Source organism: Nonomuraea sp. NPDC049152, assembly GCF_040648355.1.
Taxonomy (GTDB): domain Bacteria; phylum Actinomycetota; class Actinomycetes; order Streptosporangiales; family Streptosporangiaceae; genus Nonomuraea.
In genome coordinates this window covers 83,996-107,451 of the sequence record NZ_JBEZDO010000022.1, presented here as the reverse complement: position 1 = coordinate 107,451, position 23,456 = coordinate 83,996, and the positions used below count along the sequence as shown (strand labels likewise).

At 69.9% G+C, this 23,456-nt stretch carries 24 protein-coding genes; 15 read left to right on the top strand and 9 right to left on the bottom strand.

The features are described 5' to 3' along the window. Nucleotides 1-261 precede the first annotated feature (261 nt). Together AB0B45_RS33610 and AB0B45_RS33605 are read left to right on the top strand one after the other, a co-directional pair. The gene (locus AB0B45_RS33610) at nucleotides 262-930 is read left to right on the top strand and encodes a hypothetical protein (protein WP_358138786.1); all 669 of its coding nucleotides are present in this window, start codon (nucleotides 262-264) and stop codon (nucleotides 928-930) included. A 10-nt stretch (nucleotides 931-940) separates the two neighbouring features. Beyond that, complete coding sequence (locus AB0B45_RS33605; protein ID WP_358138784.1) at nucleotides 941-3,877, top strand: AAA family ATPase; 2,937 nt, start codon at nucleotides 941-943, stop codon at nucleotides 3,875-3,877. A 55-nt stretch (nucleotides 3,878-3,932) separates the two neighbouring features. Here the strand turns inward: AB0B45_RS33605 and AB0B45_RS33600 are convergent, their stop codons facing one another. Genes AB0B45_RS33600 through AB0B45_RS33590 form a run of 3 tightly spaced genes read right to left on the bottom strand, consistent with a single transcriptional unit; the run spans nucleotide 3,933 to nucleotide 5,462 of the window. Next, nucleotides 3,933-4,580, bottom strand: coding sequence for an HAD family phosphatase (locus AB0B45_RS33600; RefSeq protein ID WP_358138782.1), 648 nt, complete (start codon nucleotides 4,578-4,580; stop codon nucleotides 3,933-3,935). After that, the gene (locus AB0B45_RS33595; RefSeq protein WP_358138780.1) at nucleotides 4,577-4,924 is read right to left on the bottom strand and encodes a nuclear transport factor 2 family protein; all 348 of its coding nucleotides are present in this window, start codon (nucleotides 4,922-4,924) and stop codon (nucleotides 4,577-4,579) included. The genes AB0B45_RS33600 and AB0B45_RS33595 overlap by 4 nt, the downstream gene beginning before the upstream one ends. 10 nt (nucleotides 4,925-4,934) lie before the next feature. Next, the gene (locus tag AB0B45_RS33590; protein ID WP_358138778.1) at nucleotides 4,935-5,462 is read right to left on the bottom strand and encodes a hypothetical protein; all 528 of its coding nucleotides are present in this window, start codon (nucleotides 5,460-5,462) and stop codon (nucleotides 4,935-4,937) included. A gap of 55 nt (nucleotides 5,463-5,517) precedes the next feature. Between AB0B45_RS33590 and lysS the strand changes: the two genes are divergently transcribed. Next, the gene (lysS, locus tag AB0B45_RS33585) at nucleotides 5,518-7,179 is read left to right on the top strand and encodes a lysine--tRNA ligase (protein WP_358138776.1); all 1,662 of its coding nucleotides are present in this window, start codon (nucleotides 5,518-5,520) and stop codon (nucleotides 7,177-7,179) included. Nucleotides 7,180-7,189: 10 nt separating this feature from the next. Beyond that, nucleotides 7,190-7,573, top strand: coding sequence for a DUF393 domain-containing protein (locus AB0B45_RS33580; RefSeq protein WP_358138774.1), 384 nt, complete (start codon nucleotides 7,190-7,192; stop codon nucleotides 7,571-7,573). Here AB0B45_RS33580 and AB0B45_RS33575 read toward each other — a convergent pair. The 4 genes from AB0B45_RS33575 to AB0B45_RS33560 all read right to left on the bottom strand — a co-directional run bounded on the left by AB0B45_RS33575 (nucleotide 7,469) and on the right by AB0B45_RS33560 (nucleotide 10,861). After that, the gene (locus tag AB0B45_RS33575) at nucleotides 7,469-8,332 is read right to left on the bottom strand and encodes a hypothetical protein (protein ID WP_358138773.1); all 864 of its coding nucleotides are present in this window, start codon (nucleotides 8,330-8,332) and stop codon (nucleotides 7,469-7,471) included. The two genes, AB0B45_RS33580 and AB0B45_RS33575, sit on opposite strands and share 105 nt — an antisense overlap. After that, a complete protein-coding gene (locus AB0B45_RS33570; protein WP_358138771.1) occupies nucleotides 8,317-8,757 on the bottom strand; it encodes a hypothetical protein in 441 nt (146 codons plus the stop codon). The genes AB0B45_RS33575 and AB0B45_RS33570 overlap by 16 nt, the downstream gene beginning before the upstream one ends. 102 nt (nucleotides 8,758-8,859) lie before the next feature. Beyond that, entirely contained in the window at nucleotides 8,860-9,513 is a 654-nt protein-coding gene (locus AB0B45_RS33565; RefSeq protein ID WP_358138769.1) for a TrkA family potassium uptake protein, read from the bottom strand. Nucleotide 9,514: 1 nt separating this feature from the next. Continuing rightward, on the bottom strand, nucleotides 9,515-10,861 hold the full coding sequence (locus AB0B45_RS33560; protein ID WP_358138768.1) for a potassium transporter TrkG: 1,347 nt from the start codon (nucleotides 10,859-10,861) through the stop codon (nucleotides 9,515-9,517). Nucleotides 10,862-10,983: 122 nt separating this feature from the next. Between AB0B45_RS33560 and AB0B45_RS33555 the strand changes: the two genes are divergently transcribed. Continuing rightward, nucleotides 10,984-11,460, top strand: a complete 477-nt coding sequence (locus AB0B45_RS33555; protein WP_358138766.1) for a hypothetical protein — start codon at nucleotides 10,984-10,986, stop codon at nucleotides 11,458-11,460. A 15-nt stretch (nucleotides 11,461-11,475) separates the two neighbouring features. On the opposite strand, the gene AB0B45_RS33550 is transcribed toward AB0B45_RS33555, so the two are convergent. Next, nucleotides 11,476-12,072 carry a helix-turn-helix domain-containing protein gene (locus AB0B45_RS33550; RefSeq protein WP_358138764.1) on the bottom strand — a complete coding sequence of 199 codons (597 nt, stop codon included), beginning with the start codon at nucleotides 12,070-12,072 and terminating at the stop codon, nucleotides 11,476-11,478. 65 nt (nucleotides 12,073-12,137) lie between these two features. Between AB0B45_RS33550 and AB0B45_RS33545 the strand changes: the two genes are divergently transcribed. The 9 genes from AB0B45_RS33545 to glnII all read left to right on the top strand — a co-directional run bounded on the left by AB0B45_RS33545 (nucleotide 12,138) and on the right by glnII (nucleotide 21,919). Further along, complete coding sequence (locus tag AB0B45_RS33545; protein WP_358138762.1) at nucleotides 12,138-13,211, top strand: hypothetical protein; 1,074 nt, start codon at nucleotides 12,138-12,140, stop codon at nucleotides 13,209-13,211. Nucleotides 13,212-13,252: 41 nt separating this feature from the next. After that, nucleotides 13,253-13,558, top strand: coding sequence for a hypothetical protein (locus AB0B45_RS33540; protein ID WP_358138760.1), 306 nt, complete (start codon nucleotides 13,253-13,255; stop codon nucleotides 13,556-13,558). Next, nucleotides 13,552-14,652, top strand: a complete 1,101-nt coding sequence (locus tag AB0B45_RS33535; RefSeq protein ID WP_358138758.1) for an adenosylhomocysteinase — start codon at nucleotides 13,552-13,554, stop codon at nucleotides 14,650-14,652. The genes AB0B45_RS33540 and AB0B45_RS33535 overlap by 7 nt, the downstream gene beginning before the upstream one ends. Next, the gene (locus tag AB0B45_RS33530; RefSeq protein ID WP_358138756.1) at nucleotides 14,649-16,259 is read left to right on the top strand and encodes an ABC transporter ATP-binding protein; all 1,611 of its coding nucleotides are present in this window, start codon (nucleotides 14,649-14,651) and stop codon (nucleotides 16,257-16,259) included. Before AB0B45_RS33535 ends, AB0B45_RS33530 begins: the two co-directional genes overlap by 4 nt. Before the next feature lie 18 nt (nucleotides 16,260-16,277). After that, nucleotides 16,278-16,847: an ECF transporter S component gene (locus tag AB0B45_RS33525; RefSeq protein WP_358138754.1), complete on the top strand. Its 570-nt coding sequence runs from the start codon at nucleotides 16,278-16,280 to the stop codon at nucleotides 16,845-16,847. 3 nt (nucleotides 16,848-16,850) lie between these two features. Continuing rightward, nucleotides 16,851-17,672 (top strand): energy-coupling factor transporter transmembrane component T, encoded by an 822-nt coding sequence (locus tag AB0B45_RS33520; protein WP_358138752.1) that lies wholly within the window; start codon nucleotides 16,851-16,853, stop codon nucleotides 17,670-17,672. After that, nucleotides 17,669-18,907: an amidohydrolase family protein gene (locus AB0B45_RS33515; RefSeq protein WP_358138750.1), complete on the top strand. Its 1,239-nt coding sequence runs from the start codon at nucleotides 17,669-17,671 to the stop codon at nucleotides 18,905-18,907. The genes AB0B45_RS33520 and AB0B45_RS33515 overlap by 4 nt, the downstream gene beginning before the upstream one ends. 3 nt (nucleotides 18,908-18,910) lie before the next feature. Then, entirely contained in the window at nucleotides 18,911-20,815 is a 1,905-nt protein-coding gene (locus AB0B45_RS33510; RefSeq protein WP_358138748.1) for a nitrate- and nitrite sensing domain-containing protein, read from the top strand. 84 nt (nucleotides 20,816-20,899) lie between these two features. Then, the gene (gene glnII / locus AB0B45_RS33505) at nucleotides 20,900-21,919 is read left to right on the top strand and encodes a glutamine synthetase (RefSeq protein ID WP_358138747.1); all 1,020 of its coding nucleotides are present in this window, start codon (nucleotides 20,900-20,902) and stop codon (nucleotides 21,917-21,919) included. Between the two features lie 388 nt (nucleotides 21,920-22,307). Here the strand turns inward: glnII and AB0B45_RS33500 are convergent, their stop codons facing one another. After that, nucleotides 22,308-22,598 (bottom strand): hypothetical protein, encoded by a 291-nt coding sequence (locus AB0B45_RS33500; protein WP_358138745.1) that lies wholly within the window; start codon nucleotides 22,596-22,598, stop codon nucleotides 22,308-22,310. A 188-nt stretch (nucleotides 22,599-22,786) separates the two neighbouring features. On the opposite strand from AB0B45_RS33500, the gene AB0B45_RS33495 reads away from it, so the two are divergent. Next, nucleotides 22,787-23,245, top strand: a complete 459-nt coding sequence (locus AB0B45_RS33495) for a hypothetical protein (RefSeq protein ID WP_358138929.1) — start codon at nucleotides 22,787-22,789, stop codon at nucleotides 23,243-23,245. The last annotated feature ends 211 nt before the right edge of the window (nucleotides 23,246-23,456 follow it).

Here is a 23,456-nt window from a genome sequence, read left to right as displayed (position 1 = left end):
AGGCCCTTCGCCAAGAGATCTTGACCGCCACGCGGTTGCGCAAACGTTGCGACAGGGTAGGGACGGGCAAAGGAGGTCTTGATTCGGACTTTCCCCGCCCGCTTCGTGATCTGTAACAAACGAAGCCGATAGACGGCCGCAATTTGGTCAAGACTTCTGGGCTCCCAAGAGGAGATTAGCCGCCAAAAACGGGCACAACCAATGCGTTGGCGGGTAACGCGGAGGTAAGCCCTGGTGAAAGAGGCACGGGCTTGGACGAAAATGGCCGCGACCACGGTCGCGGCCTTCCTGATGGCCGGAATCGCCGCCTGCGGTCAGGCGGAATACACCTACGTGCGCGACAGGGAAGGGACCACCTATTTCAAGGTGCCCTCCTCCTTCTCGAAGATCGATTCCACGAAGATCGATCTCCTGCTCAGCGGTGACCATCCCAGCTCCGAGACGGCCAAGCTGCGCAAGCAGCTCGTCTGGTCGACCGCCTTCGACCAGGCCGCCGAACCGGGCGCGGACCACCTGCTGGGTTCCCAGGATCCGTTCGTCTACTCGACCGTTCACCTGTTGACCGAGCCGCAGAAGAACATGATCTCGCTCAACACGATGCGCGACTTCATCCTGCCCGTGACCGAGGAGATGCGTCAGGCCTACACCCAGCGCCTGACCGAGGCGGGCGTGCAGCCCACGCTCTCCCAGTTCGAGCTGCTCAACGACCAGCCGATCGCGCTCGACGACGGCGCGCGAGGCGTGCGCGTGCGCTTCAACTACCTGATCGGCGACACCATCCAGACCTTCGACCAGACGGCCTACCTCGACAAGACCGGCGGGACCGTGTCGGTGCTGCTGATCCGCTGCACCGCCGACTGCTTCAGCAGGAGGGCCGCCGAGTTCGACGGCATCGCCGAGTCCTTCAAGCTGCTCAAGATGCCAGGCTGAGGGAGCCAACGTGACCACGACCCACCACGAGGGCCTGCGCGCTCCCGGCAGCGGCCCCAACGATCCCGACTCCCTGACCCGCAAGAAGATGGCCTTCTGGGATCGCAGCAAGTTCCTGATCGGCCTGGGGCTGGCCTTCCTCGTGCTCGCGTGGAAGGAGATGGCCGACTACGAGGGCATCATGCCCTTCGCCGACGCATTACGGCGTATCGGTGAGAACCACCCGTGGATCTTCTACCTGCTGGCCGCCGAACTCGTCAGACAGCTGCACTTCTTCGTCAGCGAGCGCTCGGCCGGATACCACCGCTTCTGGAGCAAGGGCGTCTTCGGCGGCTTCGAACGGTGGACCCACCGCAAGTTCAGCGACTGGACGAGGTTCAGGCTCGCCAGAGTGATCAAGATCGTGTTCTGGATCACCCTGCTGGCGCTCGTGCTGGGCGCGGTCCTCGACCGCAACCCCTTCCTGGCCCTCTTCCAGGCCCCCGCGCTGGCCTTCCAGGCGCTGCCGTACGTCGCCCAGCTGGCCTTCGCGTTCTTCTTCGTCATCTTCCAGTTCGTCGGACTGTTCTGGTTCCTGTCCAGGGGCGGCATCGAGACCTACTACCCCGACGACATCAAGACCAGGTTCAGGGACGTGTGGGGCCAGGACCACGTGGTCGAGCGCGTCAAGGAGAACATCGTCTTCCTTGAGCAGCCCGACGCCATCGAGGCGCGCGGCGGCTACGTGCCCAGCGGTCTGCTGCTGTGGGGGCCGCCGGGAACCGGTAAGACGCTGATGGCCGAGGCCGTGGCGGGCGAGACGGGCAAGCCGTACGTCTTCGTCGACCCTGGCGCGTTCATCAACATGTTCATGGGCATCGGCGTGCTCAAGGTCAAGTCGCTGTTCAGGAAGCTGCGCAAGCTCGCGCTCCGCTACGGCGGCGTGATCGTCTTCTTCGACGAGGCCGACTCGCTCGGCCGCCGCGGCCGCCTCGCGGGGCAGACCCCGCCCGGGCAGGGCTTCAGCGGCGACGGCTGCCACGGCTTCGGCTACCTGTCGGAGTCGTCCAGGTCCGTCCTCTCCACCAGGGTCAAGCAGCCGGACACGGAGAGCAGCAGGTTCTTCATGGGCGGCGGCATGAACGGCGGCGGCGGCGACATGGGCACGCTGCAGGCGCTGCTCACCGAGCTGTCGGGTCTGAAGAAGCCGCGCGGCCTGTTCAACCGGCTCGTCCGGCGCGCGCTCGGCATGCGGCCCAAGCCACCGCCGAAGTACCGCATCCTGGTCATGATGGCGACCAACATGCCGGACGCGCTCGACGACGCCCTGCTGCGGCCGGGCCGTATCGACCGCATCTACAAGGTCGGCTACCCGTCCAAGGCGGGAAGGGTCCGCACCTACCAGGGCTACTTCGCCAAAGTCCAGCACGAGCTGACCGACGAGCAGATCGACAAGCTGGCCACCATCACCCCGTACGCCACGGGCGCCACGATCAAGGACCTGGTCAACGAGGCGCTCATCACCACCATCCGTGACGGCCGCGAGGTCATCACCTGGTCGGACGTGCTGCGCGCCAAGCGGCTCAAGCAGCTCGGACCGCCCGAGGACGTGGAGTACATCGAGCGTGAACGGCACGCGGTGGCCGTCCACGAGGCGTGCCACGCGGTCGTCGCCTACCGCACCCGCTACCACCTCGAGATCGACATCGCCACCATCGAGAAGGGTGCCGACTACCTGGGCATGGTCGCCTCGATCAAGCCCGAGGACCAGTTCACCCGGTGGAAGTCCGAGCACGAGGCGGACATCATGGTCTCGCTCGCCTCACTGGCCGGTGAGCGGATGTTCTTCGGCGACGACAACTCCTCGGGCGTCTCGGGAGACCTGATGTCGGCGACCTACCTCGTCGGCCTCATGGAGTCGCACTGGGGCATGGGCACCGGCATCGCCTCCCTGCCCGCGCTGCAGGAGCTCGGCATCCACGCGGGCAAGGCGATGCGCGGCCAGCCGGGCGCGCAGGAGCAGAGCCCGGCGCCGCGCGAGGGCGTCATCCCCGAGCATCTCAGCGAGCGGGTCGAGTTCAACCTCGTCAGGCTGCTGGAGCAGACCGAGGAGCTGCTGCGCGAGCACCGGCGCGAGGTGCTGTGCCTGGCCCACGCGCTGGAGACGCACAAGACGCTCAACGGCGAGGACGTCGTCGCGGTGCTCGAAGGCACGCAGGGGCCGCTGGTCGACGGCTCGATCTACCGGTCGGACGCGCTCGTCGAGGAGATCGAGGAGTACCACCTCGACGCCGCCAGGGCGCACCGCGAGCACAGCAGGGTCGAGCGCAACCTGCCGGGGCCCTTGACCGTCGAGGCGGAGCTCGTCGAGCCGTCCTACGACGTGCAGGTGCTGGGCTCGCCCGACGCTCCCAACGGCGCCGAGACCCATGGGGCCGCGCTGGTGTCTGACGACCGGCGCCCCGAGTTCGTCCCGTGGGCGCCCCAGTCGCAGGGCTCCACCACCGCGGGGCCGTCCCAGGCCCAGTCCCACGCCCAGCCCCATGGCCCCTTCGGCCAGGGCTCATTCGGTGCGGCGTCGTTCGGGCCCGCTTCCTTCGGTACGGCGGAGCCGTCGCCCGCACGCAGGTCTTCCGCGACCGTGTGGGTGGTCGTCGGCAGCCTCATCACGCTCGCGGGACTGGCGCTGTTCGGCGCGCTGGCCGCCACGGGCGTGACCGGCAGCGCGGTCGGCGCGATGTCGCCCGGCGTGCTGCTCGTGCTGTTCATCATCGTGGTGGCGGTGGTGGTCGGCATCGGCGTGGCGGCCATCGCGGTGAAGGCGGTGCGCACCTCGCAGAAACGGGCTGAACAGGAACGCGACAGGGCCAATGCCCGCGCCCAGCTCCTGGCCGCGGCGATGGACCCGGAGACGGCGATGCGCCTGCTCGGCTACGACGGCCAGCGCGGGCCCGACGAACGCTCGTAGAGCGGCGCGAGGAGCGGGACTGTGCGGGGTCCCGCTCCTTCGCTCCTCCCCGAGGTCAGGCCGCGTGGTCGACCAGGTCGGGGGTGAGGTCGTCGAGGGTGCGCGCGACCGCCGTCGCCAGGGCGAGGGCGTCGGGAGCGGGCGGATACCTCGGATGGGGGACGGCGATCACCCGCATCCCCGCCGCGGCCGCCGACCGCAGCCCGTTGCTGGAGTCCTCGACGGCCACGCAGTCGCCGGGCTCGACGCCCATCCGCCGCGCCGCCTCCAGATAGCCGTCGGGTGCCGGCTTGCCGTGCGCCACCTCCTCGGTGGAGACCGTCGCGGTGAAGAACGCGCCCAGGCCCGTGGCGTCCAGCACCACGTCGATCAGCGCGCGCGGTGACGAGCTGGCCAGCCCCAGCGGCCGGTGCTCGGCCAGGCGCGCCACCGCCTCCTTGGCGCCCGGCATGAGCGGGACGCCGTGGCGGTACCGCTCGGCCATCTGCGCGACGACGCCCGCGGCGATCTCGTCGGGCGGCAGCCGTACCCCCAGCTCGGCCAGGTAGGCGGCCCACTCGCCGGTGCTCATGCCCATGAGCCTCGACTGCGTCTCGGGCAGCCACGTGCCACCGTGGTCGGCGACGAACGCCCTGCGGACCTCCTCCCACACCGGCTCGGAGTCGACGAGCACGCCGTCCAGGTCGAAGATGACAGGCCTCATGCGCGGTGCTCCATCCAGTACTCGACGAACTCCGTGCAGCGGCCCTCGGCATCCGGCCTGATCAGCCAGAGGTTGCTGAAGACGGTGTGCGGGTAGGTCGTGACGCCCTTGACGACGGCCACCTCGGGGGTGACGGCGACGGGCTCGTACTCGAAGGCGGACGGGCCGTTCTCGTCCTTGCGCGCCAGCCACTCCTTGACGATCGTGTCCCTGCCGCGCCAAGGCTCCGCGTGCGGTTCGGTGTAGTAGGCGGCGTCCTCGGCGAACAGCGCGCCGACGTCGGCGGGGCGGTTGGTGGTCCACGCCCGGATGTAGGCGTCCATCCAGCTCTCGAGCTCGGTCATGGACACCTTTCTACCCGTCCCTGGTGAAGAGCCGCAGATCGCAGCTGGACGCGATCGCCAGCGTCGTGCCGGTGGGGGAGAAACCGAAGGCCCGCAGCTCGCAGCCCTCCTCCCGATGGATGTGCCACCACCTCTCACCCCGGTACGGCTCGTCGTCCTTCGACAGCAGGACGCTCTCGACCGGCCAGTCCGGCGCGACGAGGTGGACCGCCCATCCGTCGCCGGTCGTGGTGAGCAGGCCGCCGCCCCACAGGCCCGCCATCGTGACCGCCACGCCCGCCAGCGGGCCGATGCCCTCGCGGACCAGTGGGTCGTCGGGGTGGATCTCCTCGTAGTCGCGTGCCACCCGCTCGCCGTTCACGCAGTCGAAGACGCCCAGGCCCGTGCTGGAGGAGACGAGCAGCAGGTCACGGCCGGCGGACCCGAAGCCGACGTCGGTCAGGCCGCCCATTTTGATCGGGGGCAGCGGGCGCCAGGGGGCGGGCGGAGGACGCAGCGGAGCCTCGCGAAAACGACGACGTAACGGGGTCCAGTCCATAACCCCCAATTCTTCCGGAAGAATGGGTCGCCACACCTCGATGAAGGGCTATTCCATGACCGACTGGGTCTCCCAACTCGCGGACGACGTCATCGCCGAGTCGGAGCGTCGCGCGCCCGGCAAAACGATCGTCTGCGCCTCGGGTCTCAGCCCTTCTGGACCGATCCACCTGGGCAATCTACGCGAGGTCATGACCCCGCACCTGGTGGCCGACGAGATCAGGCGGCGCGGCCTCGACTGCGTCCACCTCCTGTCGTGGGACGACTACGACCGCTTCAGGAAGGTCCCCTCGGGCATCGACCCGTCGTGGGCCGAGCACATCGGCAAGCCGCTCACCTCCGTCCCGGCCCCTCCTGGCAGCGCCTACCCCAACTGGGCCGAGCACTTCAAGACCCCGATGATCTCCGCGCTGGCCAGGCTGGGCGTCACCTATCGCGGCATCAGCCAGACCAAGCAGTACACCTCGGGCGTCTACCGCGAGCAGATCCTCCACGCCATGCGCGAGCGCGACCGCATCGACGCCGTCCTGTCGCGCTACCGCACCAAGGCCAAGCCCAAGGCCAAGGACGCCGACGAGGCCGCCGCGCTCGAAGGCTCAGGCGCGGCGGAGGAGGAGGCGGGCTACTACCCGTACAAGCCCTACTGCGCGCTGTGCGGGCGCGACCTGACCACCGTCACCGGCTACGACGATGAGACGACCGAGCTGGCCTACACCTGCGAGTGCGGCTACGGCGAGACCGTACGGCTGGCCACCCACGACCGCGGCAAGCTGGTGTGGAAGGTCGACTGGCCGATGCGCTGGGCCTACGAGGGCGTCGTCTTCGAGCCCTCGGGCGTCGACCACACCTCGCCCGGCTCCTCCTTCGAGGTCGGCGGGCAGCTGGTCGGCGAGATCTTCGGCGGCGCGCAGCCGATCGGCCCGCGCTACGCCTTCGTCGGCATCAGCGGCATGGCGAAGATGAGCAGCTCCAAGGGCGGCGTGCCGACAGCGGCCGACGCCCTGGAGATCATGGAGGCGCCGCTGCTGCGCTGGATGTACGCGCGCCGCAAGCCCGCCCAGTCCTTCAAGGTCGCCTTCGACCAGGAGATCCAGCGCCTCTACGACGAGTGGGACGCCCTGGAGCGCAAGGTGGCCGACGGGCAGGCGCTGCCCGCCGACCAGCTCGCCCACGCCAGGGCGGTGCGGACGGCAGAGCAGCCGCTGGAGGCGACCGAGCGGCGCGTGCCGTACCGGATGCTGGCCTCGATCGCGGATGTGACCACCGGCGACGAGGAGCAGACGCTGCGGATCCTGCGCGAGCTCGACCCCGCCGAGCCGATCACGGATCTCGCGCTGGTGCGGCCGCGCCTCGACAGGGCGCAGCGGTGGGTCAGCACGCAGGTGCCGGCCGAGCAGCGCACCGCCGTCAGGTCGGAACCCGACGAGGAGCTGCTGTCAGCGCTCGGCGAGCCGCAGCGGGAGTCGCTGCGGCTGCTGCTCGAAGGGCTGGAGGAGCACTGGTCGCTCGACGGGCTGACGAACCTGGTGTACGGCGTGCCGAAGCGGCAGGCGGGCCTTGCCGCCGACGCCCAGGCGACGCCCGAGCTGAAGACCGCGCAGCGGGAGTTCTTCGTCCTGATCTACACCTTGCTCGTCGGCCGTGACACCGGGCCGCGCCTGCCCACGCTGCTGCTGGCCGTCGGGGCCGACCGCGTTCGCAAGCTGCTGGGGGCGTAGAGTCGGGATCATGAGACCTGTGCTCGTCTTCGACGGCGACTGCGGCTTCTGCACGACCTGCGTTCGCTTCGTCGAGCGGCGCCTGCGCACCAAGGCGAAGATCATCGCCTGGCAGTTCGCCGACCTGGACGAGCTGGGTGTGACGCAGGCGCGGGCCGAGTACGAGCTGCTGTGGGTGGAGGAGCGCGGCGTCTTCGGCGGCGCCCAGGCCGTGGCCCGTTTGCTCATCGACGCGGGCCTGCCGTGGAGCGCGCTCGGCCTGCTGCTGCGGGTGCCGCCCGTGCGCTGGCTAGTGCACGGGTTCTACCGCGTCGTCGCCGACAACCGAGGCAGGCTTCCCGGCGGCACCCCCGCGTGCGCGCTTCCAGCCGATCGCCGCCCGCTCCAGCGGTAGGAAGGCCGCCAGGCAGATGACGTGCGGCAGGAAGTGGATCGTGATCGCCGCCCAGGTCAGCAGGTGGAACAGCCCCCAGAAGGCGAGCGCGGCGTAGAGCGCCCTGCCGCGCAGGAACAGCAGCACGGGCGAGGCCGTCTCGGCCAGCAGCACGGTCCACTGCCCGATCAGCAGCGCGCCGGGAATGGACGCGACGAACTCGCCGAAGAACGTGCCGCGCCTGGAGACCGCCCACTGGAAGGTGGCGCCGTTCGGCCACTCCCAGCCGCCATGCCTGATCTTGGCGTACGCCGAGAGGAAGTAGGCGGCGACGACGGCGATCTGGACGCACCGCATCGCCCACCCGGCCGCCTCCTCGCCCGCGCGGGCGGCGGTCGGCAGCACGAACAGGGCGACGACCAGCGCGAGGTGGTCGTGGTCGACCTTGCCGTACGACATCGCCAGCAGCGCCCAGTACAGGTAGCCGGTCGCGACGACGTACCCAGCCGCACGAGGCAGCCTGCCCCATGCCGCCACCAGGGCCGCCCCGATCACCACCGCGAACAGCGCGTAGACCAGCACGGGGCTCGCGCCCGGCAGGTGCAGCAGGCGGGCCACCAGCACGGGCCGGTATCCCGACGGGTTCTCGGCGTGGCCCCACACGCTGCCGGTGAACAGCATCATGTCCAGCGGGAGGAACAGGTAGACGATCACCGACAGGATCCGCACACGCCGCGCGGGGACGGGCGCGAACCACCATCGCTCTAACGCACCACCCATGACACCCTCTCCACGTCCTTGGTCCACGCGGGACGGCGGTCCCTGAGTGTGATCACCCTGGTGACCACGATGAGCTTGGTGAGCCGGGGATCGGCGGGGCGGATCCGCTCGTGGGCGTCCGCCAGGCTCTGTAACAGCTCGGGCTTGGCGAGATAGCGGCTGAGCTGGCCCTCCAGCTCGGCGCGGCGGATGCCGACGTAGTAGGGCTCGATCGGGATCTCGACCCTGGCGCCTGTGACGGTCTCGGCCTTCAGGTGGAGCGACTTGATCTCACCGTCCGGCGGAATGCTGAAGGCGTACTGCACCATCGGCCCGAACGGGAACAGGTCGTCGTCGCCCAGCACCGTGCCGTACCCCAGCGCGGCGATCACGGCCCCCGCCGCCCCTAATCGCCATATTTTGCCCAGCTTTGTCAGGCCCCGCATGCGAGCAAGCTAGCAGATCATGACTTGAATGATCATGAGTTTCCTGACCTTGATCCGGTCCCGCCACCACAGGCTCACCGTCCGGTACGGCGGGCCGTGCCGCTAGGGGAACTCCGCGAAGCGTTCCACGTTCTCGGTCCTGCCGGAGACCAGGATGACGTCCCCGTAGGCGAGCTCGGTCTCGGCCGTCGCGTAGGTGAACTCCTCGCCGGGGCTCTTGACCGCCACCACCGTCACCCCGAACTTCTTGCGCAGCCCAGACGAGCCGAGCCGCACCCCCACGTACTCCTTCGGCGGCCGCGTCTTGGCCAGCGCGAAACCCGCGTCCACCTGCATGTAGTCGAGCATCCGCCCGCCGACCAGGTGCGCTACCCGCTCGCCCATGTCGTGCTCGGGCAGCACCACATGGTGGGCGCCGATCCTGCTGAGGATCTGGCCGTGCTGCCTGCTCACCGCCTTGGCCCAGATGTCCTCGATCTCCATGTCGACCAGGAGGGACGTGGTCAGGATGCTGGCCTCGAGGTCGTTGCCGATCGCCACGACCGCGCGGTAGAAGTCGGGCACGCCGAGCTGGGTGAGCGCCTCGGAGTCGGTGGAGTCGGCGATGGCGATCTGGGTGATCTGCCCCGACAGCGCCTGCACCACCTTGGGGCGGCTGTCGATGGCCAGCACCTCGGTGCCGCGCCTGGTCAGCTCCAGCGCGAGCGCGGTCCCGAACCTGCCCAGTCCGATCACGACCACGGGGTCGTTTCTCATCTCAACCAACGATGACCCGTTCCTCAGGTAGTTCGTAGCGGGTGGAGCGTTCTTTCAGCGCGAGCGCTGAGCCGAGCGTGAGCGGCCCGATCCGGCCCACGAACATCAGCAGCACGAGCAGCAGATGCCCGGCGGGCGGCAGGTCGGCGGTGATGCCGGTGGACAGGCCTGCCGTGCCGAAGGCGGCGATCACCTCGAACAGCACCCTGTCGAGGCTGTGCGGCGTGATCACCAGCAGGATGTAGGTGGAGACGGCCACGAACGCCATCGCCATCAGGCTGATCGCGATGGCCTGCCGCTGCGCGGACTCGGGCAGGCGGCGGTGGCCGATGTTGACCCTGGGCTCGCCGCGCAGCTCGGCCCAGATGACGAAGGCCAGCAGCCCGAACGTGGTCACCTTGATCCCGCCCGCCGTGCCCGCGCTGCCGCCGCCGATGAACATCAGCACGTCGGTGACCAGCCAGCTCGACGGGTGCATCTGGGAGATGTCCAGGGTGTTGAAGCCCGCCGAGCGCGGCATGACGCCGGCGAAGAAGGCGGCCAGCAACTTGCCAGGGTCGTCGAGCGCGCCGAGCGTGCGCGGGTTGGCCCACTCGGCCACCAGGAAGGCCAGCGTGCCCACGGTCAGCAGGATGATCGTCATCCAGACCGTGATCTTGGTGAGGACGGTCCACTTGCCCGGGTGCCGCCAGGCGCGGAACAGCTCGAACACGACCGGGTAGCCGAGCCCGCCGACGATCACCGCGATGGCGATCGTCAGGCAGATCCACGGGTCGCCGACGAAGCGCACCAGGCTGTCGCTCCACAGGGCGAACCCGGCGTCGTTGAAGGAGGAGATGGCGTGGAAGACGCCCAGATAGATCGCCTTGCCCGGCGGCTCGCCGTACCCGAGGAGGAAGCGCAGGGTGAGGATGACGGCGATGACCGCCTCACAGCCGAGGCTGAAGAACAGCACCTTGCGCGCGACCCTGCGCATGTCGGCGGTGCCGAGCGCCTTGGACTCCGCCTGGGCCAGCATGCGGGCGCGCAGGCCCAGGCGTCCCGACACCAGGACGGTGAACATGGTGGCGAGCGTCATGATGCCGAGCCCGCCGATCTGGATCAGGCCGGCGATCACGATCTCGCCCAGCACCGACCAGTGACCGTCGGTGTCGACCGTCGCCATGCCGGTCACGGTCACCGCCGAGGTGGCGGTGAACACCGCGACGACCCAGCCGGCCGACTCGCCCGTGGTCGTGGCCGCGGGCAGCATGAGTAACAGCGTCCCCGCCAGTACGGCGAGCCCGAACGCGGTCGCGATCACCTGCGTCGGGCTCCGGAACCGTTCGAGGGCGGTCGACCCTCTCATCCCGCGCACCGCACCTTGGCGGGCGGGACCGTCACGAATGTCACGACCCAGACCGTATCGGGTGGGAACGGGGTGGTGAGTCCGGGGTGAACCCGGGCCGTGCGGCGCACGTTTGCAGGGGCATGAGGAAACTTGTCGCGGCGACGGGCGTCCTGTTCGCGCTGTCGGGCTGCGCCGCCGAGCAGGCGTGCACGCTGATCGGCACTCCTGTCGGGATCTCGGTGCGCGTCGACGCGCCGCTCGCGGACAGGGTCTCGGCGGCCGAGCTGACGGCGTGCTGGAACGGCTCCTGCCGTACGGCGGAGGTGGAGCTTCACCCGGCCGGCGGCGTCGCGCGGCAGACCTGCGAGGGCGAGGCCTGCACGGCGGAGATCGAGCCGACGGGCGGCAAGCAGGGGTTCGGGGACGTGGCGGGACTGCCCAAGGCGCCGGTGCGGGTGGCACTGCGGCTGAAGGGGCAGGGAGGCGAGGCAGTCGTGGAGCGGGAGCTGACCGTCACGCCCGTGGGCAGCTTCCCCAACGGCCCGAACTGCGGCGAGGGTGGCCCGCAGGCCGCGATCGCCGTCTCGGGCTCGGGCGTGGTCAGCGAGGTGGGATGACCGCGTGGCGGCGGGTCACGAGGGCTCTCCTCGCAGCGCGCCGTGGAGGAAGATCTGGACGAGGTCGGAGGTGGACAGGCCTTCGCCCGGCCGCGCCTTGCTGAACTGCAGGTCGAGGAAGACGAGAGCGACCTGCTCGGCGGGCGCCCGCAGCGATGCGGCCTCCGGCTCGAACAGGTCGGCGGTCGCTTTGACGAGGTCCGTGGACGCCCCGCGCCTGCCGGCGGGACCGGTGGAGGATCCGCGGCGGCGATGGCCGGACGCCATCAGCGCGCCCGCGACGGCGCCGATGCGCTCGAGGTGCGCGCTGAGCGCCTCGGCCGCCTCGGCCAGGCGGTCGGCGAGCGGCTGGTCCATCGGAATGGAGGCGATCTGCTCGACCGCGTGGTCGGGGCGCAGCGCCTCGGCCATGCAGGCGTCGAGCAGTTCCTCCTTGTCGGAGAACACGCGGAAGATGGTCGCCTCGCCGATGCCGGCCGCGCGGGCGACCTGGCTGGTGGTCACGGCGGTGCCGTACTCGGAGACGAGGGGGAGCGCGGCCGCGATGATCATCGCGCGGCGCTGGTCGGGGCTCATGCCGGGCGCGCGGCGTCTGGGTTGTTCTGTCGTCATGCGGATCACACTAAGGAGTGAGTACTCACTCCGTCAAGATTCCCGATAGTGTGATCCATATGAAGATGCGTTGGACCGTTATCGTGCCCATCGTCGCCATTCTCGTGCTCGCTCTCACCTGGGGTCGCGCCGCCGGCGGTCTACTCGTGGCGGTCGTCGCGGCGGCCCTGGTCGCCGCCGTGATAGCCGCCGTGCATCACGCGGAGATCGTCGCCCACCGGGTGGGGGAGCCGTTCGGGACGCTGATCCTGGCCGTCGCCGTCACCGTCATCGAGGTCGGCCTGATCGTCATGCTGATGAGCGCGGGCGGCGAGGGCTCGGAGTCCCTGGCACGCGACACGGTCTTCTCCGCCTTCATGATCGTCTGCAACGGGGTGATGGGCCTGTGCCTGCTGGTCGGCGCGCTCAAGCACCGCGTGCTGGAGTTCAGGGTGGACGGCGTCACCGCCGCGCTCGCGACGCTGAGCGCGGTGGCCACGCTCGCGCTGGTGCTCCCCAACTTCACGGTGGCCACGCCTGGCCCGACGTACTCGACCGCGCAGCTCGCCTTCGCCGGAATCGCGTCGCTGATCCTCTACGGCGTCTTCGTCTTCATGCAGACCGTGCGCCACCGCGACTACTTCCTGCCCGTCACGGCCGACGGCGAGGGAGACCCTTCCGAGGAGCACGCCGACCCCCCGACCCCGCGGACCGCCATGGCCAGCCTCGGCCTGCTGGTGCTCTGCCTGGTCAGCGTCGTGGGCCTGGCCAAGACCGCCTCGCCCGCCATCGAGGCGAGCATCGCGGCCGTCGGTGCGCCGCGCACCACCGTCGGTGTGGCGATCGCGCTGCTCGTGCTGTTGCCCGAGACGGCGGCCGCGGTGCGCGCCGCGGCCCGCAACAGGGTGCAGAACAGCTTCAATCTCGCGCTCGGCTCCGCGCTGGCCAGCATCGGCCTGACCATTCCCTCGATCGCGGTCGTCTCGCTGCTGAGCGGCAGCAGCCTCGCGCTCGGCCTTGGACCGCTCCAGATGGTGCTGCTGGCACTGACCGTGGTGATAACAACTCTGACCGTCGCTCCGGGAAGAGCGACACTCATGCAGGGAACCGTCCATCTCGTGCTTTTCGGGGCTTTCCTCTTCCTTGCCGTCAGCCCCTGATCTCCTTTTTAATCGGATCCTGCGATGTTGGACGGAGACCATTGACCCCGCTACCTGGCGCCCAGGTCGTCATTCAGACCATCCTGCGGCGTACGAACCTCCTCATGGCGGGCAAGCGCGTATCGATCGTGGGGGACGTGCCAGGACTGGCCTCCCGCCTGCGTGCCATGGGCGCCCACCCGGGCGCCGCGCTCGCCGAGGCCGACCTCGTGATCGGCGACGACGTCGACCGTGAGGCGCTGCGGCCTGGCGCGATCCTGGCGACCACGCGGCCCGGTCATGGCGAGCACCTGCGCGAAGGCGTCACGGCGCAGGGGCGCCTGTTCGTGGTGGATCTGACGTGTTGACCGACATCCGACATCCTGAGCGCTGGCCCGAGGGGTTGGAGAAGATAGCGTGGGCGCGCCGGTTCATGCCGGTCATGGCGGCCCTGCGCTCCGGGCTGTCCCTCGACGGGGTAAGGGTCGGCCTGGTGCTGGTCCTGGAGCCCAAGACGGCCAACCTGGCCCTGACGCTCAGGGACGCGGGGGCAGAGGTGATCGTCACCTGCCCCGGCAGGGAGACCATGGACGACGTGGCCGCCGCGCTCGTCCACGAGGGCGTCTCGGTCCTGGCACGCTCCGACGCCGACCGCGCCCAGGACGACGACCTGGCGCGGCGCATGCTCGACCAGCGGCTCGACGTGCTGGTGGACGACGGCTCGCGGGTCATCAGGCTGGCCCACGCCGAAGACAGGCTCGGCTCGCTGAAAGGCGCGGCCGAGGAGACCACGAGCGGCCTGCGCGCCCTGCGGCGGACGGCGCTGCGCATCCCCGTCATCGCCGTCAACGACGCCCGCTCCAAGTACCTCTTCGACAACGTCCACGGCACGGGACAGTCGTGCGTGATGGCCGCGCTGGACCTCACCGGGCTCGACCTCGACGGCGCGACGGTCGCGGTCGCCGGCTACGGCCACGTCGGCCAGGGTGTCGCCCGCTACGCGGCCGCGCTGGGCGCCCGGGTGATCGTGAGCGAGGTGGACGCGCTCGCCGCGCTGCGCGCCTTCCACGACGGCTACGAGGTACGCAAGCTCGTCGACGCGTGCCCGGAGGCCGACCTGGTGTTCTCCGCGACCGGCGAGCCGTCCACCATCAGACGGCCGCACCTGGAAGCACTGAAGAAGGGCGCCGTCGTGGCCGTCGCCGGCGGCGTCCAGGACGAGGTCGAGCAGGGAGTCGTGGGAGAGTACCGGTTGCTCGCCGACGGCGAGTGCGTCAACTGCGCCGCGGCCGAGGGGAACCCGATCGAGATCATGGACCTGTCCCTGTCGCTGCAGGCCCTCGCGGTCGGACACCTGCTCAGCCACGACCTGCCGCCAGGACTGCACCCCCTGCCCGACCAGCTCGACGAGCGGGTGGCCAGGTTGAGGCTCGACGCGCTCGGACTGGAGCTCGACCAGTGATCATCGACATCCGCGACGCCTCCGTCCGCTACCGCACCACGGGCCTGCAGGTGCTCAGCGACGTCTCCCTCCAGGTGGGCGCGGGCGACTTCGCCCTGGTCAGCGGCCCCTCGGGGTGCGGCAAGAGCACGCTGCTCCGCATGGTCAACGGCCTGGTCCCGCACTCCTACAGGGCCGAGGTCACCGGCCAGGTGAACGTCGGCGGCGAACCCGTCGCCGACCAGACGATCAGGCAGCTGTCCACGGTCGTCGGCACCCTGCTGCAGGACCCGCACAAGCAGATCGTCGGCGCGACCGTCTTCTCCGAACTCGCCTTCGGCCCGGAGAACCTCGGGCTGCCCAGGGCCGACATCCTGGCCCGCATCGAGGAGGTCGCCGCCAGGGTCGGCATCACCCACCTGCTCAGGCGCTCCACCCACGAACTGAGCGGCGGCGAGCTGCAGATGGTCGCCTTCGCGGGCGTGCTGGTCATGCGGCCGCGGGTGGTCGTGGTCGACGAGCCGCTGGCCAACCTCGACCCCGCCGCCAGCCGCCGCCTGCTGACGGAGCTGCGCGGCTTCGTCCACGGCGGCGGCGCGGCCGTGGTGGTCGAGCACAGGGTGGAGGAACTGCTGGAGTTCGGCCCCACCCAGGTGCTCTACCTGGAGGACGGCCGGCCCCGCTACACCGGCGACGTGCCCGGCTTCCTGCGCGCGGCCCCCGTCGCGCACGTCAAGCTCCCCTTCGAGGCGCTGGTGGCCAGGGCGGACGAGCTGCCCGAGGTGCCCGCCGTACCGCGGGCAGAGGGTTCAGGGGTTTCCCTCGACCCGGCCAGGCTGCACTACCAGCGGGTCGCGCTCGGGTACGGCGAGCGCCCCGTCCTGCGCGAGGTCGACCTGGCGCTCGGCGCGACCGAGAGGGTCGCGGTGCTCGGCCGCAACGGCGCGGGCAAGTCCACGCTGCTGCGCGCCGCCGTACGGCTGATCGAGCCCTCGGCCGGCGAGGTGCGCGTCGACGGCGAGCCCATCGACGAGCGTTCGACGCTGAGCCTGGCCACCACTTTCGGCTACGTGTTCCAGAACCCCAGCCAGGCGCTGTTCTCCGCGACCGTCGGCGAGGAGCTCGCCTTCGGCCCCCGCAACCTGGGATGGACGGCCGACCGGATCGCCGAGGTCTCCGAAGAGGCCCTGGCCACCATGCTCCTGCACCACGAGCCCGACATCATGAAGCGCTCACCGCACACCCTCTCGTACGGCCAGCAGCGCCGCCTCACCGTCGCGCTCGCCCTGGCCATGCGCCCCGAGACGCTCATCCTGGACGAGCCGACCGCAGGCCAGGACCTGCACACCACCACGACGTTCATGGAACGCGTCCTCGGCGGCCTGCGCAGCGTCTACTTCATCACCCACGACGTCGATCTGGCGATCACCTCGGCCGACCGGATCGTGATCGTCGACGGGGGGCGGATCGTCGCGGACGCGTCCCCCGCCGAGCTGGCCCATCGCGAGGAGCTGTGGGCCGAATCGGGCCTGCGAGCCACCAGCCTGGTCCGAGCCGTCCGCGACCGCCTCCCAGGAACGGGAACCATCCCGCACCCCTTCCAATTAGCGCGCCTAACCCCCCAGTGAGGAAGGACTCACCCCCCCATGAGTACTGAGGCAGTTTCACCACGGGCTCCCATGTGGGAGATCAACTCCAGGGTCGTCGTGTTCGCCGCGGTCGGGGCCGCGCTGTACGCGGTCCTCGGCCTGATCAGCTTCACCATCCCCGGCACCCAGAACATCGACATCAGGCCCGCCTTCGCGCTCGTGCCATTCTTCGGCATGCGGTTCGGCCCGATCGCCGGGTTCTTCGTCGGCCTGGTCGGCAACATGGTCATCGACCAGATCAAGGGCTACGGCGCGCTCACCTACTGGAACTGGAGCCTCGCCAACGCCCTGACAGGTCTGCTGGCCGGGATCCTGTTCGCCCTCGTCGCCTCCCGCCTGCAGAAGGAGGCCGTCCGTCTGGTCGCCGTCGGCGTGATCACCTGGATCGCCATGCTCATCGCCTTCGCCACCACCTTCACCGACATGTGGCTGCAGGGGATGAACTTCGCGACCTGGGCGGGCGTCGCCTTCGGCCCGCTGCTGCTGAGCAACACGCTGGTCGCGCTCATTCTCACGCCCGCGCTCGATGCGGTCTGGGAACCGATCTCCAAGCGCATCGGCAGGTAGCCGATGGACGTCACGCCACGTTACCTGGGAGGGGACTCCTTCCTCGGCCGCCGTGATCCGCGCGTGCTCCTGCTGGTCCCGGTGCTCTACCTCGTGGCAGTGGCGCGCCTCGACGACCTGCGGGTCATCCTGCTGTGCGGCCTGGTGGCCCTGGCCTACTACCTGTCCGCGGGCATCCCGTGGCGGGCGGTCAGGGCCAACTGGGCGTTCGTCCTGACCCTCATGACGATCACCGTGGTGGTCAACAGCGTGTTCACCGACGCCCTGCAGATCACGACGACCACGGACGCGCCGACGCTGTTCACGATGCCGATCACCGGCAACGCGGTCACCGCCGCCACGCTGTCGTACTCGGGGACCCTGCTGATACGGTTCGTGTCGCTGGCGATGATGGGCTTCCCCGTCGCCTTCTGCATCGCGCCGGGGGACCTGGGCGTCACCTTCGCCCGGCTGAAGGTGTCACAGCGGCTGGCGTTCGGTGTGGACCTGACCTTCCGCTTCCTGCCGTCGACCGCGGCCAGCATGCAGGAGATCATCGACGCCCAGCGGGTGCGCGGATACAACCATCCACGCACCAACAACCCGATCAAGCGCCTGAAGTCCCTCAAACCCATCGTCATCCCGCTCACCGTCAACTCCCTCATCGACGCCGAGGACACCTCCAACGCCATGGACCTGCGCGGATTCGGCGCCAAGCACCGCACCTGGATGCGCGAGCTGGCCTTCGGCAGAACCGACTACCTGGTCCTGGCAGCCTTCGCCGCGCTCACCGTCGCGCTCCTGACCTACAAGATCTTCGGAAGCGACGTCGTATGGGTCCCGTGACCACCTTCAGCGCCCCGCTCGTCGTGCCCATCGACGGTCCGCCCGTGCGTGACGGCAGGATCGCCGTGCGCGACGGCAGGATCGAGGCGGTCGACAGGGGGAGGGGAGCGGTCCACCACGACGGGATCATCGTCGCCGGGCTGGTCAACGCGCACACCCACCTGCAGTACACGTGCATGGCCGAGGTCGGCCGTCGCGTCTACACCTCCTTCGAGGAGTGGGCCGACGCCTTCGACCGCGCCTACTTCGGTGGCGAGCAGGGCAGCTGGAACTCCGCCTTCAGGCACGGCGTGTGGGACTGGGCGGCAGGCGCGACCGACGGCGCGTGGCAGTGCCTGCGTACCGGCACCACCGCCGCCGCCGACATCGTCACCGACGCGGAGGCGCTCGTCGACACCCCGCTCGGTGGCCTGCGCTACCTGGAGGCGATCGGCGACAACGACGCGAGCTGGCGCGACGGCGGCCGCGAGCGCTTCCTCGACCTGCTGGCCAAGGCCGACGCCGTCTCCCCGCACGCGCCCTACTCCCTCGACACGGGAGTCCTGGCCGACCTGGGAGCGCTGGCCAGGGAGCGGAACCTGCGGGTCCACATCCACCTGGCCGAGTCGGCGCACGAGCGGGAGTTCACCCTCCACGGCACCGGGGCCCTCGAGCAGTACATCACCAGGCTCGGCCTCGACTTCGCCATCCTGCGCGACGGCGGCTCGGGCCTGGCGCCAGCCGCCTACCTCGACTCCACCGGCCTGCTCGGCCCCGACTGCCACGTCGCGCACGGCGTCGACCTCACCGCGGAGGACCGCGCGCTGCTGCGCGAGCGCGACACCGCCGTCGCGCTGTGCCCCCGCTCCAACCACGTGCTCGGCCTGCCAGGGCCCGACGTGGCCGCGCTCCTGCGCGAAGGCAACCCCATCGCCGTCGGCACGGACTCGCTGTCGTCCTCGCCCTCGCTCGACCTGCTGGCCGACGTCGCCGCTCTCCGCGAGCTCGCCGTACGGCAGGGCTACCGCGAAGACGACCTCGACCGGCGGCTGATCGAGGCGGCGACCGTCGGGGGAGCCCGCGCGATGGGACTGGGGCACGAGATCGGCAGCCTCACCCCTGGACACCGCGCCGACTTCGCGGTGTTCGACCTCGACCCTTCGACCGCGAACCCCTACAGGATGCTCACCGAGCACGGCGCAGGCCGCTGCGTCGCGACCGTGGTAGGCGGTTCACCCCTGACCGAAATGACTTGACGCATGCCCTCCCAGAGTCTCCGTTTCAAGCTGTACTCGCTGCTCAGCGTGCCGATCGTGGCGCTCATCGGCCTATGGACGTTCGTGGCGGGGCACGTGCTCGGCGACTTCTTCGAGCTCTCCACCGCGACGGCCGTCTTCGAGGAGATCGGCGACCCCGCAGGGGGGCTCGTCACCTCGCTCCAGCAGGAACGCAGGGATTCGGCCATCTTCCTGAGCTCGGGACAGCCGGACGCCCTGCGGCTCGCCAACGCGCGCCGCGCCACCGATCAGGCGGTCGAGCAGTTCAGGCACACGGCGATCGGCGAGCGCGCCTCGACCGTGACCACGCGGGAGATGCGCGTCGCCATCGACGCGGTGATCGACCGCACCCAAGGCCTGTCCAAGCTGCGCGAGAAGGTGGACGGCAAGCAGTCGGACAGGCTGGAGACCGTCCAGGCCTACGGCGCCATCACCGACACCGTCTTCCGCCTCTACGACCAGCTGATCACCGTTCCCCGGGTCCAGCTCTACCAGCAGGCGATCGCCCTGCAGCGGATCGCCCACGCCCGCGACCTGATCTCGCGCGAGGACGCGCTGGTCTCCGGCGCGGTGCTGTCCGGCAAGCTCGACCACGAGGAGTACGAGGCCATCGAGGTCCTCTCGCCCAACCGGCAGCTTCTGCTGTCCGAGGGCGTCGCCATGCTCGACACGGAGCTGCGCACCCCCTTCGAACGGCTGATTGACGGCGCCGACAACACGCGACTGGGCGCGCTCGAACGCGAGATCATCGAGGGGGCCAGGCTGCCCCGCGACGCCGCCGCGTGGCAGGAGGCCGTCACCCGCATCGGCCCGACACTCGACCAGCTGCTGGAGTCCCGCATCCAGCTGCTCACCGGCAGGTCGGACGACACCGCGGGCGGCATCATCGCCAGGATCGTCATCGTCGGCGGGCTCGGCATCGCCGCCATCCTCGTCGCCGTCATCTGGTCGGTACGGCTGGGCCGCGGCCTGGTCGAGGAGCTCGACGGGCTGCGCGGCGCCGCCACCGACGTGGCCGAGGTACGGCTACCCCAACTGGTCGAGCGGCTGCGCAGCGGGCAGACCGCCGAGGCCGACACCTCCTCGCCCATCGCCGTCACCACCCCCACGCAGGAGATGCGAGACCTGGCCAACGCCTTCGAGAGCGTGCGCCGCACCGCCGTCAGGGCCGCCATCGGGCAGGCCGAGCTGCGCCAGGGACTCAACCGCGTCTTCCGCAACCTGGCCAGGCGCAACCAGTCGCTCGTCCATCGCCAGCTCGGCCAGCTCGACGCCATGCAGCGCAAGACCGCGGAACCCGACCAGCTCAGTGACCTGTTCAGGCTGGACCACCTCACCACCCGCATGCGGCGCCAGGCCGAGGGCCTGGTCATCCTGTCCGGCGCGCCCGCGGGACGCCAGTGGCGCCGCCCCGTCCAGATGCTCGACGTCGTGCGCGGCGCGGTCGCCGAAGTCGAGGACTACCTGCGCGTCAACGTCCAGCCCATGCCCGATGCCACACTCACCGGCGCCGCCGCCGCCGACGTCATCCACCTGCTGGCCGAGCTCGTCGAGAACGCGACCGTCTTCTCCCCGCCCAACACCCAGGTCAACGTCAGCGGCGAACTCGTGGCGCGCGGCTTCGCCGTCGAGATCGAGGACCGCGGCCTCGGCATGTCCGACACCGAACGTGACGAGCTCAACCGCCGCCTGGCCGACCCTCCCGAGTTCGACCTGGCCGACAGCGACCGGCTCGGCCTGTTCGTCGTCGGACGGCTGGCCGTACGGCACGGCATCAAGGTCACCCTGCAACGCTCGGCCTACGGCGGCACCACGGCCATCGTCCTCATCCCGATTTCGCTCATGACGGACCCTACGGGTGACCTTGCTCACACCCACACCGATTAACACGCCGTTCACATACGGGCAAAGACTGTGAAACGGCGCGCTGCGAATCTCGGCGTGGCTGTGAAACACCCCGAAAGGACCGCCGTGAGCATCAAGGCTGAGTACATCTGGATCGACGGCACCGAGCCCACCGCTCTGCTCCGCTCGAAGACGAAGATCCTGGCCGACGGCGCCACGCCGCCGGTGTGGGGCTTCGACGGCTCGAGCACGAACCAGGCCGAGGGCCACTCCTCCGACCGCGTGCTCCGCCCTGTCTTCACCTGCCCCGACCCGATCCGTGGCGGTGCCCACATCCTCGTCCTGTGCGAGGTCGAGGAGATCGACGGCGAGGCGCACTCCAGCAACACGCGCGCGCTGCTCCGCCCGATCGCCGAGCGTTTCGCCGAGCAGGAGTCGTGGTTCGGCATCGAGCAGGAGTACACCTTCTTCAAGGGCTCCCGCCCGCTCGGCTTCCCCGAGGGCGGCTTCCCCGCCCCGCAGGGCCCCTACTACTGCGGTGTCGGCGCTGACGCGATCTTCGGTCGCGAGATCGTCGAGCTGCACCTCGACCGCTGCCTCGCCGCGGGCCTGGCCATCTCCGGCATCAACGCCGAGGTCATGCCAGGACAGTGGGAGTTCCAGGTAGGCCCGGCCGGGCCGCTCGAGGTCTCCGACCACCTGTGGATCGCCCGCTGGCTGCTCTACCGCACCGCTGAGGAGTTCGGCGTCGAGGCCACCCTCGACGCCAAGCCCGCCCGCGGCGACTGGAACGGCGCCGGCGCGCACACCAACTTCTCCACCAAGGCGATGCGCGAGGGCTACGACGCGATCATCACCGCCTGCGAGGCGCTCGGCGAGGGCGACAAGCCGATGGAGCACGTCACCCAGTACGGCTCCGGCATCGAGTCCCGCCTGACCGGCGCCCACGAGACCGCGCCGTGGAACAAGTACTCCTACGGCGTCTCCCACCGCGGCGCCTCGGTGCGCATCCCGTGGCAGGTCGAGGTGGACAAGAAGGGCTACATCGAGGACCGTCGCCCGAACGCCAACGTCGACCCGTACGTGGTCACCCGCCTGCTGGTGGACACCTGCTGCACCGCCCTGGAGAAGGCCGGCCAGGTCTGACGGCAAGGTCCCTCGCCTACGGCTCGGGGCCGGTCCTCCCCGGGAGCTCCCGCCCCCGTTGACCAGGCGTCTCGGGATCCCGGCGGGGTCGGAACGTGAAGAAAGCCCATCGCTGTTTCGCAGCGGTGGGCTTTCTTCTTGCGACCGACCCGCGATCGGCCCCCACCGCAACACGATCAGACAGCGCATCGCCACCACCGTCACCGACGCCGCCACCAGGAGCCCCGTGACGCCGAGACCGAGGACACCTGGCGCTGCACACCCGACGCCCTCTTGGGGCCATGGGAGTTCTACCAGCTCCACGACCGGTTCTGGTACTTCGCGCTGCGCATGGAGCCTGACCTGGTGAACGTCCCCTGGCGGGAGATCACCGCCACCTGAGGGCTTGTCAGCAGTCGCACGAATCCTGGTACATCGCCATCATCCGTTGGAGGTGCTCCGCGTATGTGGGACGGCCGAGATCCCGGTACGCCCGTGCCCACAACGGGTTGGCGTGCGCGAAGAAGCAGCTCGGACCGTTGACGAAGCTGTCCTTGAGCCCGAGCAGCGCGGTGGCCGGGTACCCGGCGTCGAGCGACCGCTCGGCGTCATCCAGTGCCTGTTCCAACGTCCGGTGCCCCTGACGAGCGTCCGCGACGGACGGCTTCCAACCGGCGTACGCGCCAGTCGGGGCGAGCACCCCGATGTTCCTCTCCGTGGCGGTTGTGGCCGGTGGTGGCGCGATCTGACTTGGCCTGTCTGAACGAAGCTGTCACCAGCGCGATCATGCGGGTTGCAGTCGCCCTGCAAGCGACACCTGATCAACTACCGGCATCGGAACGGACAAGGCCGGCCCACAGGCTCCGCCTATCAGCGTGAGGAAGAACGATGGCATCGATCGTCTTCGGGACACTCGCCGTCATCGCATTGATCGTGAGCGTGGTGCTGTTCCTGGTGTTGAGGCGGAAGCCGCACACCCGGGTCGGGGCGTACGTCAGCGCGACGTTCCTCCTCCTGGGCGCGGGAGTGCTCACCATGGGCTCCATCTCGTTCGGGAGCCTGGAATCCGCCGCGCTGCAGACCTTCACACCGGCGGAGCGCGCGGCGGCGGTGCCGTGCGACGCGACGGTTCTGGGGGCCGAAGAGACCTCCAACAAGCTCAACGGACGCTACATCTGGCTGTTGCGGCTCCGCGTGACCCCTCGAGCCGGCAGCCCGTACGAGATCGAGCGCACGGCCCGGCTCACCTCATCCATGGGGGAACGCCTGGAGCGGGGGCACGTCGTGCTTTCCTGCCTGGTGGCCCCCACCGACCACACCCGGATCGAGATCTCGGCCCTGGCCTGAGCCGTCCAGCGCGCCCGGCGAACCAATCGCCGATCGTGCTGTGCGCGCGTTGGACGCCGACCTTGGCCGCCACCTGGCGGACGGTCAGGCCGGCCCGCTCGCGGAGCAGGGTCGGCTCGTCGGCGAAGCTGTTCGGCGTGGGAGACGTGGGACTCCGCCGACGCCGGCCTCCCGCGGCGCCTGGTCAACGGGGGAGGAGCGGGGGCAGGAG

What these genes read in the sequence shown, in the direction of transcription:
- AB0B45_RS33575 (WP_358138773.1), bottom strand. Translation starts at nt 8,332, where the DNA reads ATGGGTGGTGCGTTAGAGCGATGGTGGTTCGCGCCCGTCCCCGCGCGG.
- AB0B45_RS33545 (WP_358138762.1), top strand. Translation starts at nt 12,138, where the DNA reads ATGCGTTGGACCGTTATCGTGCCCATCGTCGCCATTCTCGTGCTCGCT.
- AB0B45_RS33600 (WP_358138782.1), bottom strand. Translation starts at nt 4,580, where the DNA reads ATGAGGCCTGTCATCTTCGACCTGGACGGCGTGCTCGTCGACTCCGAG.
- AB0B45_RS33560 (WP_358138768.1), bottom strand. Translation starts at nt 10,861, where the DNA reads ATGAGAGGGTCGACCGCCCTCGAACGGTTCCGGAGCCCGACGCAGGTG.
- AB0B45_RS33590 (WP_358138778.1), bottom strand. Translation starts at nt 5,462, where the DNA reads ATGGACTGGACCCCGTTACGTCGTCGTTTTCGCGAGGCTCCGCTGCGT.
- AB0B45_RS33580 (WP_358138774.1), top strand. Translation starts at nt 7,190, where the DNA reads ATGAGACCTGTGCTCGTCTTCGACGGCGACTGCGGCTTCTGCACGACC.
- AB0B45_RS33570 (WP_358138771.1), bottom strand. Translation starts at nt 8,757, where the DNA reads ATGCGGGGCCTGACAAAGCTGGGCAAAATATGGCGATTAGGGGCGGCG.
- AB0B45_RS33525 (WP_358138754.1), top strand. Translation starts at nt 16,278, where the DNA reads ATGAGTACTGAGGCAGTTTCACCACGGGCTCCCATGTGGGAGATCAAC.
- AB0B45_RS33550 (WP_358138764.1), bottom strand. Translation starts at nt 12,072, where the DNA reads ATGACGACAGAACAACCCAGACGCCGCGCGCCCGGCATGAGCCCCGAC.
- AB0B45_RS33565 (WP_358138769.1), bottom strand. Translation starts at nt 9,513, where the DNA reads ATGAGAAACGACCCCGTGGTCGTGATCGGACTGGGCAGGTTCGGGACC.
- AB0B45_RS33595 (WP_358138780.1), bottom strand. Translation starts at nt 4,924, where the DNA reads ATGACCGAGCTCGAGAGCTGGATGGACGCCTACATCCGGGCGTGGACC.
- AB0B45_RS33495 (WP_358138929.1), top strand. Translation starts at nt 22,787, where the DNA reads ATGGCATCGATCGTCTTCGGGACACTCGCCGTCATCGCATTGATCGTG.
- AB0B45_RS33520 (WP_358138752.1), top strand. Translation starts at nt 16,851, where the DNA reads ATGGACGTCACGCCACGTTACCTGGGAGGGGACTCCTTCCTCGGCCGC.
- AB0B45_RS33510 (WP_358138748.1), top strand. Translation starts at nt 18,911, where the DNA reads ATGCCCTCCCAGAGTCTCCGTTTCAAGCTGTACTCGCTGCTCAGCGTG.
- lysS (WP_358138776.1), top strand. Translation starts at nt 5,518, where the DNA reads ATGACCGACTGGGTCTCCCAACTCGCGGACGACGTCATCGCCGAGTCG.
- AB0B45_RS33610 (WP_358138786.1), top strand. Translation starts at nt 262, where the DNA reads ATGGCCGCGACCACGGTCGCGGCCTTCCTGATGGCCGGAATCGCCGCC.
- AB0B45_RS33555 (WP_358138766.1), top strand. Translation starts at nt 10,984, where the DNA reads ATGAGGAAACTTGTCGCGGCGACGGGCGTCCTGTTCGCGCTGTCGGGC.